The organism is Pseudomonas sp. PA1(2017), assembly GCF_001945375.1.
Lineage (GTDB): Bacteria > Pseudomonadota > Gammaproteobacteria > Pseudomonadales > Pseudomonadaceae > Aquipseudomonas.
The window spans coordinates 55859-66677 of sequence record NZ_MSXU01000005.1 but is presented as its reverse complement, the minus strand read 5'-3'; the positions used below and the strand labels follow the sequence as shown (position 1 = coordinate 66677).

Here is a 10819-nt window from a genome sequence, read left to right as displayed (position 1 = left end):
CTCGCCGCCGATGTAGTTGCCGTAGCGCGATTTCAGGGTGACGACGGCGCCTGCGGTACCGGGTTTGGCATAGATCATTGACGTTCTCCCATTACGAGTTCTTGTAGTTTTCAGGGGCGGGCCGCGAGCACGACCGGGGCTCGCGATGAACTATGAGACGAATTCATGTGGCCGACTTGACGCTAGGCGAGGCTGGCTGTTCTGCAAAGTCAAATTTCGACAGTCGCGTGTGGCGTGTCGCGCTGGGTCAACTGCAAGTGCTCAATTTCGGTGCGGGTGTTTCCGAATGACCCGTTTCAGGGCTTTTGGAAGAGAGTTTTTGAATAGCATGAGACGAGTAGCCTGTCAGGGCGCGGTTATTGGCGGTGCATTCAATAACCGGCGTGTTTCTTGCTTTCAGAAACAAATTGTCACCAAGGAGGCGCCATGAGCTCTGTTCTCGTCCAGCCCGACCTGTCTGCCGGCCTGCCGTTGATTTCCGGGGGGGCCACCAATACCGGTGTTCTGGCCGCCGCCGCCAGCGGCCTGTGCGGCTTTATCGAAAAGCACGGCGGTGATCCGGATCGCATCCTTGGCGTATCCGGCATCGACCCTGAATCCCTGCGCCATCCCACCCTGAGCCTGGCGCTGCCCAATTACTGCCAGGTGCTGGAGGAGGCGTCGCGCCAGTCCGGCTGCGACAACTTCGGGCTGTACTACGGCCAGCAGTTCAAGCCTCAGGCGCTGGGGCTGCTTGGCTATATCGGCCTGTGCTCGGCAACCGTCGAACAGGCGCTGATCAACTTCGCCCGTGCCTTTCCGCTGCACCAGCGCAACAGCCTGATCCGCCTGGTGGACGAGGGCGAGTGCTACCGCTTCGACTACCAGGTGCGCCACGGCGCGATTCTCTGTCGCCGCCAGGACGCCGAGTTGACCCTGGGCATGGCGCTGAACCTGGTGCGCCATGTGCTCGGCCCGCAGTGGGCGCCGCGCGCGGTGCACTTCGAGCATCCACGGCCCGAGCACTGGCACGAGCACTGCAAAGTCTTCGACGCGCCGGTGTATTTCGAGCAGCCGTTCAATTCCCTGGTCATCCCCAAACGCGGCCTCGAGCGCGCCATGCCGCAGGGCGACCCGGTGCTGCTTTTGGTGATGCAGGACTCGCTCAGCCAGCTCAGTGTCCTGAGCGGCCGCGGCGAACGGGACCTGGCCGATGACGTGCGCGAGCAGATTCGCCAGCAACTGCTGATGGGCGAGCCCGTGCTGGAACTGGCCGCCGAGCAATTGGGCATGAGCAGTTGGTCACTGCAGCGTCGCCTGCGCGACCAGGGCCTGACCTTCACCGCCATGGTCGACAAGGTGCGCTGCGAGCTGGCCACCCATTACCTGCGCCAGCACCAACTGCCCATCTCCAACCTGGCGCCACTGCTCGGCTACTCCGAAGTCAGCGCCTTCTCCCGCGCCTTCCGCCGCTGGTTCGGCGTCAGCCCCCGGCAGTGGCGGCATGAGAGTGATGGGGTGGGCGGGCGGCGGCATTGAGGGAGCCTGCCGCAGGATTTGCTCGCGTGTCAGATTGGCTTGCTGAGCGTAGAGATCAGCCACCGCTTGAGCCCGTGATGCATTGATGGCCACCACGCGCCCGCGTGATGGCCATCAATCGCTACACAGTCGCCGATCCTGCTTGCCGGTTCAGATATCCAGTGATATCGACAGATTCAGTCCGTGTTGAGCCTCGTCATCAGCGTGTCGGTAGCTGTAGCTGCCGCGTAATGAAAGGCCGCCGCCGAGGCGATGACTGACGCCGAAGTGACCGCGCAGGCTGCGATCGTCTGGCCGATGGCCGGGCAGTTCGAAGTCGATTGTCGGCAGGCTGTTCAGCGACATGCGTAGCTCGGTGGGGTCATCCTCGTATTCGCGCTCCATTGCCAGCTCGCCGAACACCCGGGTTCGCGGGCTCAGGTCGTACAGCCCTTGCAAGCCCACACCCAGGCGCTTGGACTTGCGCGTCTGGTCGTCGAAGCCCAGTGCAGTGGAGCGCTGGCTTTTCTCGCGGTAACCGTCCACATCAACATGCACGTAGTCGGCGCCGATAAAAGGGCTCAGGTGCCATTGGCTGCCGGGTTGGGCGATGTCATAACCGAAACGCCCGCTGACGGCCCAGAGCGTGCCTTCGGTGTCGCCCTTCTCTGAGTTGATGGCCGTGCCAGCGGCGAACTTGCGTTTCAGGTCGTCATAGTCCAGACGTCCAATGCTGGCCGACAGATCGCCCCACCAGCGGTCATTCTGGTACTGAGCGAACGCGCTACCGATGTAGCTACGCAGGTTGTAATCGGAATCCGCTGCGCCGGCCTCGAGATCCTGTTCATGCAGCCCGGCTGCTAGGCCGACCCGCCAGGCGTCGTCGAGGCGATAGCTGCCGCCGAAGTTTAGGCTGTAACCATTGCCATCGGCGCTGCCGCCATAACGATCATATTCCAGCCGTTGGCCGCCGCCATTGACGAAGGCACGCCACCGACCGACTTCCTGCCAGGTACCCCAATCCGCCAGCCATTGGGCGCGTAGCTGATCCTGATGGCCACGCAGCGTGCCCAGTGCCATTTCCGGCAACAGGCTGACCTCCCAAGGCGCCGCCAGCAACGAGTAGGCGTAGTCAGCGATCAAGCGCTGGCCGGCAATCGTCGGGTGTACGCCGTCGTTGAACAGAAGCTTCGTCGGGTCCGGTGTGCTGCCATTCAGCCCAAAGACTGGATTAGGGTTGCTGCAACCCGCGAAGCAGGTGCCGATTACCGTGGCGCGATCGGCGACCAAGCCGTAGCGGCCAGGGTCACTGACCACTTCGGAAAGGTAGAGCGGGATATTCAGCGGAATCACGTTGGCATTCAGCGTCGCCAATTGATTCACCAGCTCGGTGTTGAAGGCTGCTCCCAGTGCACTGAGTTGGCCCTCCAGGGGGCTGCCGAAGAAGTTTGGCGTCAGTCCTAGGTCCGGCAGTACCCACACCATGATATAACGCGCGCCCGCTTGTTCCAGCGCCTCGGCGCTATCGACCAGACGCCCCGCGGCAGCCTGGGCACTGGGCCCGTCGACTACCTGTAATTGCAGGAAGTCGTTGCCGCCTCCTGTCAGGTAGTACAAGGCGCTGGGGTCGGCCCGGCCACCTGTGGACTGCAGATACCCTCCGGATCCGGTGATGGCATCGAGGATCTGGTCGGTCCGATAACCGCCGACCGCCCAATTATTGCCGCCATCCACGGTGTTGGCCGACCCCAAGCCTGCGCCCGACATCCCGAGTGCATTGCCCAGCAGCATGGGCGATACCTCACCGAAAATTTCGCCGCTGCCATCCTGATAAGTCGGGCCGGTACGGTTGGTGAAGCGGGTTGTGGCACCTGGCGGGCCATCGGCATCGGCGAACCACCCGGCATCGCTGAGGCTGTCCCCGAACACATAGAGCGCACTATAGGGCTCGGCGTAAAGCGAGGTGGCGCTGATCAGTAGACAGGCAGCCGTCAGAGGCGTGATTAAGTGTTTCATGGCAAGTCCCTTTTATTATTGGAGTGAACCGCCCGACAACTGTAGCCAGTGTTCGATGAAGCGCGTAGTTCATCGAAAAAGAAGGGATCGTTGAGTATCGTCTCCGGCTGGCATGCGCTTGAAGCCGTCTTGACGCTCGAGTGGACTGGCAGTTATCTCGTTTCTTGCGCGAATCCGATCACCAGACGATCGGCTTTCCATCCCAAGCCCAAAACGTCCCGCTATCGTCCGGCCCATGAGCGCCTATCACTTCCAGAATGCGCTCGGCCGAGAACGTCGGCTCGAACAATTGCTGCTCCGGCACGTTCGCCTGGAAGGGCTCGGACAACTGCGTGTCAGTCGTACCAGGATGGATCGCCAGGACGGTGGAGGCGGGGTTGAGGCGTTTCAGTTCGATGCTGGCCGTGTGTAGCAGCTGATTGAGCGCCGCTTTGCTGGCCCGGTAGCTGTACCAGCCGCCCAGGCGATTGTCGCCGATAGAGCCGACTCTGGCGGAGAGCGCCGCAAAGGTGGTGGGTTGCTTGCGCATCAAGGGGAACAGGTGCTTGAGCAACAGGATCGGTGCGAAGGTGTTGGTCGCAAAGGTTGCCTGCAGGCTCGCCAGGCTCAGCTGCGACAGGGCCTTTTCGGCTTGGGCACCGTCCTGATGCAGGATGCCCAGGGTGCTGATGACGAGGTGCAGATGGTCGCATTCTCTACGCACCTCACTTGCCAGTGCCTCGAGGGATTGCTCATTGCGCGCGTCGCAATCGATCCGTTTCAGGCGCTGCCCATACCGCTCGGCCAGTTTGGCCAGCTCTGCAGAGGTGCTGGCCTGCCGGGCCACGGCCCATAGCTCGGTCACATCATCGCGAGCCAGCAGCGCGGTGCACAGGGCCAGGCCGATACCTCGGCTGGCGCCGGCTATGAGTACGCGCGCATCGCTGTCCAGTTCGGGTATCGAACGCATCATGCACCTTGGGAGGCGTGGCCTAATTGCCTGTTATGACTGCGGAGCAGGGCATGACGTTCAGGTGGGCGGCGCAGCACGTAGCGGCGACCGCCTGGGCCGGATCTCCGGCGGGGAAAGCTGCCCGCGTGGCTCAATAAGCCGCCAAGATCCCCTGCGGGTTGTAGCCGTGGATTACCGTGCCGTTGACCTTGAGCACCGGCACGCCGCGGCCGCCCAAGGCGTCGTAGGCGCGGCGCGCTTCGGGGGATTTTTCGATGTCCAGCTCGGTGTAGGCAATGCCGCGTTCGCCGAGAAACTCGCGGGTCTTGGCGCAGTAGCCGCACCAGCTGGTGGCGTAGAGGATGACTTCACCCTGGCCGGCCACCTGCGGCGGTTTGCCCAGCAGCATCGGTTCGATACGATCCCAGTGTTGCCAGGCGGCGAGCGCCGCGAGAATCAGCAAAATCCGTTTCATGCTGCAGTCCTCTGCTCAGGTCGATCAGTCTTTACGACGCTTCAACTGGTCGGTCAGCTGCGTCGGCAGGTTGCGGATGGTCAGGGTGTCGGACGCTTCGTCGTATTCGATCTTGGAGCCCAGCAGGTGGGCCTCGAAGCTGATCGACAAGCCTTCGGCGCGGCCGGTGAAGCGGCGGAACTGGCTCAGGGTGCGTTTATCGGCGGGAATCTCCGGCGACAGGCCGTAATCCTTGTTGCGGATATGGTCGTAGAAGGCCTTTGGGCGCTCCTCGTCGATCAGCCCGGAGAGTTCTTCCAGGGTCATCGGCTCGCCCATCTTGGCCTGGCTGGTGGCGTAGTCGACCAGGGTGTCGGTCTTCGCGCGGGCCTGCTCTTCGGGTAGGTCCTCGCTCTCGACGAAGTCGCTGAAGGCCTTGAGCAGGGTGCGGGTTTCGCTGGGCGAGTCGACGCCTTCCTGGCAGCCGATGAAGTCACGGAAGTACTCCGAGACCTTCTTGCCGTTCTTGCCCTTGATGAACGAGATGTATTGCTTGGACTGCTTGTTGTTGCGCCACTCGCTGATGTTGATACGCGCCGCCAGATGCAGCTGGCCGAGGTCCAGGTGCTTGGCCGGGGTCACGTCCAGCGCGTCGTTCACCGCCACGCCTTCGCTATGGTGCAGCAGGGCGATGGCCAGGTAGTCGGTCATGCCTTGCTGGTAGTGGGCGAAAAGCACGTGGCCGCCAGTGGACAGGTTGGATTCCTCCATCAGCTTCTGCAGGTGCTCGACGGCCTGGCGGCTGAAGGCGGTGAAATCTTCGCCGTCTTCCAGGTAGGTTTTCAGCCAGCCGCTGAACGGGTAGGCACCGGACTCCTCGTGGAACAAGCCCCAGGCCTTGCCCTGCTTGGCGTTGTAGCTGTCGTTGAGGTCGGCCAGCATGTTCTCGATGGCCTGGGAGGCGCCCAGTTCGCTGTCGCGGGCGTGCAACACGGCAGGGCTGCCGTCGGGCTTCTTGTCGATCAGGTGGACGATGCAGTGACGGATCGGCATGGGCTATCTCTTCAGGCGTGACGCAAAGGGGCCGCGTCAAAGCGGCCAGGGTTGCGCAGAGTTTACCCGACTGTCGCAGCCTTGGTCGCCCGCCGCCGAGTCAGCCCAGGGCGATTGCCGTGCGGCGACTCGCCCGCCAGCGATCGAGCACCAGCAAGCCGGCCAGCAGGCCGATGGCGTACAGTGCATCGAGGCCCAGCATCAGCAGGACGCCCGCGCACAGCAGCGTGCTGAGGCCGGCCAGCCAGCGCCACAGGCCGCGTAGCAGCAGCACGCCGGCGGCCATGCTGAGCAGGTAGATGACGATGAAGTTGCCGTTGGCGTAGCGGATCAGTTGGTCGAGCGACAGCGACAGGCTCCAGATTACCGTGGCGCTCAGGACGCAGCTGAGCACCACCAGCAGCAACGCCCTGGCCGGTACGCCATTGCCGTTGCGAACCGCCAGCGCGCGGGGCAGCTTGCCTTCGTCGGCCAGGCTCCAGATCAGCCGCGAGAAGCCCTGGATATACACGTTCATCGAGGCGAAACAGGCCAGGTAGCCGATGCTCGCGCTGAGCCAGCGGGCCTGGTCGCCAAGCAGCACGTCGAGCATCAGCGGCAGCGACGCGGCATCTGTGCGGGCATCGCCGTAGGCATGAAAACTCAGCACCGCCACCGAACAGGCCCAGTACACCAAGCCGGCCAGCAGCACGCCGAGCAGCAGGGCGAGGGGGAAGTCGCGCTGCGGGTTCTTGAACTCCTCGCCCAGGTGGGTGAAGGCCTCGATGCCGACGAAGCACCAGAACATCACGCCCAACGCCACCGGCAATAGCTGCCAGTTACCGGCCAGGGGCGGCAGCAGCGGTTGCTCGGCGTGGGGCAGGTCGCCTTTGAACCAGATCAGCGCGATGGTGGCGACGATGGCCAGGGCAATGGCGATCTGCACGCCGCCGGAGGTTCGGGCCGGGCGCTGGCCGAGTAGCAGAATGACGCCCAGAGTGGCGAGCTGGATGGCCAGGACTGCCAGGTCGCTGAGGGTGAACAAGGCGTGCCAGAAGCCGCTGGCGATGTTCAGCGCCGCCGGCAGGCCCACCGGAATCACCGCAAGAAACAGCCAGGCGCTGGTGCGCTCCATGGGCGCGCCGAACGCGCGACCGATCAGGTGCGGGGCGCCGCCCGCGTGCGGGTAATGGCGGCCGAGCTGGGCGAAGGTGAAGGCCATCGGCAGAATCAGCACGATCAACAGCAGCCAGGCCCACAGCGAAATCTCGCCAGCAGCCGTGGCGGCCAGCGCGGGAATCACGAAAACCCCGGTGCCCAGCAGAGACGTGCACAGCAAACCCACGCCCTGCAGCAGCCCCAGTTCCTTGTTCAATCGGCTCATGTTGTATGCTCTCGCTCCTGACGCGGCCCCTGGCAGAGCGCCTGCCGGCCGTATCGCCATGGTAAGGCCGCTTCGCTTGCGCGGCTGCTGGCGAAGCGTCGCCGATCACCGACGAAACGGCGGCAATGGCCGTCATCCTGTTTGCAGAGAGCTTCAGTGGACAAGTTCGATCAACGCATCATCGCCTTGCTGTGCGCCGACGCGCGCCTGACCGTTACCGAGGTGGCTCGCCAGGTCAACCTGTCACGTTCCGCGGTGAGCGAGCGTATCCGCCAGCTGGAGGCGTCCGGGGTCATCCAGGGCTATCACGCGCGCATCGCCGAGCCGACGACGGTAGTGGTCAAGGCCTACCTGGAACTGTTCTACAAGGGCGGACGCTGCGAGCAGTACGTCGAGCGCATGCGCGCCTTCCCGGAAGTGCGTCGCTGCTCGGGCATCAGCGGCGAAACGGACATGCTGATCTACCTCGAAGCGGCGTCCATGGAACGGCTGGCGGAAGTACGCGGGGAGATCGAAAACCTGCCTGGCGTGTTCAAGGTCAAGACCCATATGGTAGTGAAGGATTGGGTGATGTGAGGGTGGGCCGGACATGCTCGAATATCCGATAACCTTGGTTCTACTGCCCGGCATGGACGGCACAGGCTCGCTTTTCAGACCGCTTATTGATCAGCTCGGCAACGGCTTTGATGTTCGGGTCATCAGCTATCCTACTGAGGAAGCGTTGGGTTACGAAGCATTGGAACGCATGGTTCTCTCTTCGCTACCCCGAGGCGAGCCCTATATCCTGCTTGGAGAGTCGTTCTCCGGCCCTCTCGCCATCTCGATCTCAGCCGTACGGCCGCCTGGTCTGATTGGTTTGGTTCTCTGCAGCACCTTCGCGGTAAGCCCGCGGCCGGCGGTCACCGCGCTTTGGGCACTGGTCACGGCGTTTCCCCCTAGGCTGGCGCCCACTGCAGCTCTTTAGTACCTGCTGCTTGGCAGGTTTTCCAGCCAAGCGCTTCGCTCAGCCTTGAGCGCAGCCATTCGCCCGCTATCGTCGGCCGTTTTTTCTGCCAGGGTAAGGGCCATTCATACCGTAAACGTGCTGCCGAAGCTGGAATTCGTTTCGGTGCCCATCCTGTATTTGCAGGCGCAGGAGGATCGGCTTGTGCCTGGCTCAGCTGCTGGGCTCATACAAAGAGAGGCTCCCGGCACTCGCGTGGTATCGGTTATTGCCCCGCATTGCCTGCTACAAGCTGCTCCTGGCGAGGCTGCTGCTGCCATCGAAGCGTTTGCCGAACAGCTGTGATTGAATACTTCCAGCACTGCCGCAGAGGAGCTAAAAATGCTGTTCGCTGACGCATTCAAGTACAAGAAATGGGCAAATGAAGAGCTGCTCGCCCTGGGCGAACGCCAGCTGCATCAGTTGCCGGATAACGATGCCGAGTTCTTCGTACGTATCCTCAATCACACCACGGTGGTCGACAGCCTGTTCATCAGCCGTTTGTCCGGGGGCGCGGAGCATTACGGCGCTGACAACACCCGTGAGACGCCAACATACGGTGAACTTAGGGCACGCATTACGCAGAACGATGCCTGGCTCGTCGACTTCGTCCAGCGCGCCACAGCCGAAGAGCTGCAACGGGTTATCGCCTTTCGCTTCACCGATGGTGATCTCGGCCAGTTGTCGGTCGAGGAGGTGCTGCTGCATCTGTTGACCCATGGCAGCAACCACCGCGGCATGGCGTCGCGAACCTTGGCGATTAATGGGCTCGAACGGCCGAAGGATACCTTCACGCGCTATCTGCACGAGGCGCAGCCGGGCCGGCGAGAAGCTGCCCGGCAAGCGCTCAGCTGAACCTCGTGCTCGCGCTGAGACCTCTGTTCACAGCCTTTTTAAATGGACATTGAAGAGGCTGCTACAAGGCAGAAGCAGACACTCAAACCAACCTGTGGGAGCCCCGACCTCGGGGCGAAACGATTGCAGCCTGACTGCCTATTTCGGCGGTGCCTGAGCGATTCGCCGCGAGGTCGCGGCTCCCACAATGGATCGGATAACGGCCGCTCCCGCCACTTTGCAGTCAAGGCGCTGGAGTCCAGCCGAAAGGTCGTGAACAGCTTCTAAGCTGCCAGCGCTGCCGTATAGGTCTGCATCAGCAGTTGCCAGTCGCTCTCGGGCATTGCCCCGCAATGACGCTTCAGCTGGCGCATGTCATGGCGCGAGGCGTCGGCGCTGCGCCAGCGGCGGCGGCTTTTTTCCAGGTCGAGCAGGGCGATTTCAGCGCGGGGTGAGCTGCTGTCACCATCGTCCTCGATCCTGATGAAGACATGCTTGGCGTAGCAGCAGCCGTGCTGCCAGCCTCCGCGATGCATGCGAGCCAGGGTATCGGCCAATGCAGCCAGCATGCGGGCCGACTGCTCGGCGCGGTGTTCTGTTTCGTACCACTGCTCCAGGCTGATGAACCCTGTCAGCGCCTGGGTGATCAACAGCGCCTGCCACTGGCCCTTATGCTTTCGGGCCGAGCCATAAACGAGCTTTGGTACCCGGACGCCCAACTCAGCGAGTGCCTGATAAGCCTGTAGCTCACGCAAGATGGTCGGGCGGCCAAGTGGGTAGCGCAGGCTGCGGTACAGGTGCCCGGTCTGGCGTTTGCTGTAGAGCAGTGGATGGGAGGGGTTACGGGGCAGCAACCGTTGCACGCCACTTTCCCCGTCGCGGCGCTGGTTCAGTGGTTCCACCCAGGCGCCCTGGCATTGCCACCAGCGCTCGAAGGCGCTGCTTCGAGTTGCCGGATGCTGAACGACGATCGTGGCCATCACTGCACCTCGCGCTTGCGCAGTACATAGGTTCGCCACATGGCATAGCCGGGCAGAAAGTCGCGATGGCCGATTACCTGAAAACCGGCTTCCAGGACCTCGCGTTCTATCTCGTCGCGGTGCACCACGAAGCGGTTCTCGCCCGCACCGCGGCGTTTCTCCAGGCGATTACGCCGCCAGGCCTTGTAGTTGCCGTCGACCCACAGCGAAACGATCACCGTATCGCGGGTGACCCGGTGAAACTCACGTAGCGCCGCCAAACGGTGTTCCGGTGATTGGAAGTGATGCAGCAGGCGAATGCAGAACACGCAATCCACCGAGTTGTCGCCCAGGGCGATATCGAAGGCCGAAGTCTTGAAGGTCTTGACCCGCTCGACCACTGCCGGCGGCTGGGCGGCGAGGGCGGTGGCGAGCATGTCGGCGGAGTTGTCCGCAGCCAGGATCACCCGGTTCGGGTGTTCGGCGAGCATCGGCCAGAAACGCCCGGCGCCGCAGGGCAGGTCGAGCACCAGGTTGGGGTCGCCGGCCAGGCGCAGGGCGCTGCGGCCGACCTGCACGTCGCGCCAGTGCGACAGCCGCCTGGCCAGGCCGTCCTGGTGCTTGTGCAGGTAGCTCTGGGCGTGTTGCTGGTCGTATTTGCCGGAGAAGGCCAGTTCGATGGAGCGGGGTTTGGACATGACGAGGCACCTCTAGGAGAGTGCCTCGATGC

11 protein-coding genes are annotated in these 10819 nt (G+C 63.0%); 4 read left to right on the top strand and 7 right to left on the bottom strand.

Annotated features, from left to right (window positions below; genetic code table 11):
* The first annotated feature begins 426 nt into the window (after nucleotides 1-426).
* Nucleotides 427-1518 carry an AraC family transcriptional regulator gene (locus BVH01_RS06925; RefSeq protein WP_075929635.1) on the top strand — a complete coding sequence of 364 codons (1092 nt, stop codon included), beginning with the start codon at nucleotides 427-429 and terminating at the stop codon, nucleotides 1516-1518.
* Between the two features lie 150 nt (nucleotides 1519-1668).
* On the opposite strand, the gene BVH01_RS06920 is transcribed toward BVH01_RS06925, so the two are convergent.
* The 5 genes from BVH01_RS06920 to yjeH form a co-directional block, all read right to left on the bottom strand.
* Nucleotides 1669-3513, bottom strand: a complete 1845-nt coding sequence (locus tag BVH01_RS06920) for an autotransporter domain-containing SGNH/GDSL hydrolase family protein (protein ID WP_075929634.1) — start codon at nucleotides 3511-3513, stop codon at nucleotides 1669-1671.
* A 178-nt stretch (nucleotides 3514-3691) separates the two neighbouring features.
* Nucleotides 3692-4462, bottom strand: coding sequence for an SDR family NAD(P)-dependent oxidoreductase (locus tag BVH01_RS06915; RefSeq protein WP_075929633.1), 771 nt, complete (start codon nucleotides 4460-4462; stop codon nucleotides 3692-3694).
* A gap of 133 nt (nucleotides 4463-4595) precedes the next feature.
* The gene (locus BVH01_RS06910; RefSeq protein WP_075929632.1) at nucleotides 4596-4919 is read right to left on the bottom strand and encodes a glutaredoxin family protein; all 324 of its coding nucleotides are present in this window, start codon (nucleotides 4917-4919) and stop codon (nucleotides 4596-4598) included.
* Between the two features lie 24 nt (nucleotides 4920-4943).
* Nucleotides 4944-5951: a nucleoid-associated protein YejK gene (yejK, locus tag BVH01_RS06905; protein WP_075929631.1), complete on the bottom strand. Its 1008-nt coding sequence runs from the start codon at nucleotides 5949-5951 to the stop codon at nucleotides 4944-4946.
* A 100-nt stretch (nucleotides 5952-6051) separates the two neighbouring features.
* Complete coding sequence (gene yjeH, locus BVH01_RS06900) at nucleotides 6052-7314, bottom strand: L-methionine/branched-chain amino acid transporter (protein ID WP_075929630.1); 1263 nt, start codon at nucleotides 7312-7314, stop codon at nucleotides 6052-6054.
* A gap of 156 nt (nucleotides 7315-7470) precedes the next feature.
* Between yjeH and BVH01_RS06895 the strand changes: the two genes are divergently transcribed.
* The 3 genes from BVH01_RS06895 (at nucleotide 7471) to BVH01_RS06885 (ending at nucleotide 9151) form a co-directional block, all read left to right on the top strand.
* The gene (locus tag BVH01_RS06895; protein WP_075929629.1) at nucleotides 7471-7890 is read left to right on the top strand and encodes an Lrp/AsnC family transcriptional regulator; all 420 of its coding nucleotides are present in this window, start codon (nucleotides 7471-7473) and stop codon (nucleotides 7888-7890) included.
* Between the two features lie 13 nt (nucleotides 7891-7903).
* Nucleotides 7904-8278, top strand: coding sequence for an alpha/beta fold hydrolase (locus BVH01_RS24935; protein ID WP_256562725.1), 375 nt, complete (start codon nucleotides 7904-7906; stop codon nucleotides 8276-8278).
* A gap of 360 nt (nucleotides 8279-8638) precedes the next feature.
* The gene (locus BVH01_RS06885; protein WP_075929628.1) at nucleotides 8639-9151 is read left to right on the top strand and encodes a DinB family protein; all 513 of its coding nucleotides are present in this window, start codon (nucleotides 8639-8641) and stop codon (nucleotides 9149-9151) included.
* 263 nt (nucleotides 9152-9414) lie between these two features.
* Here the strand turns inward: BVH01_RS06885 and BVH01_RS06880 are convergent, their stop codons facing one another.
* Together BVH01_RS06880 and BVH01_RS06875 are read right to left on the bottom strand one after the other, a co-directional pair.
* Nucleotides 9415-10110: a lipopolysaccharide kinase InaA family protein gene (locus BVH01_RS06880; RefSeq protein ID WP_075929627.1), complete on the bottom strand. Its 696-nt coding sequence runs from the start codon at nucleotides 10108-10110 to the stop codon at nucleotides 9415-9417.
* On the bottom strand, nucleotides 10110-10787 hold the full coding sequence (locus BVH01_RS06875; RefSeq protein ID WP_075929626.1) for a class I SAM-dependent methyltransferase: 678 nt from the start codon (nucleotides 10785-10787) through the stop codon (nucleotides 10110-10112). Before BVH01_RS06875 ends, BVH01_RS06880 begins: the two co-directional genes overlap by 1 nt.
* Nucleotides 10788-10819: the final 32 nt, after the last annotated feature.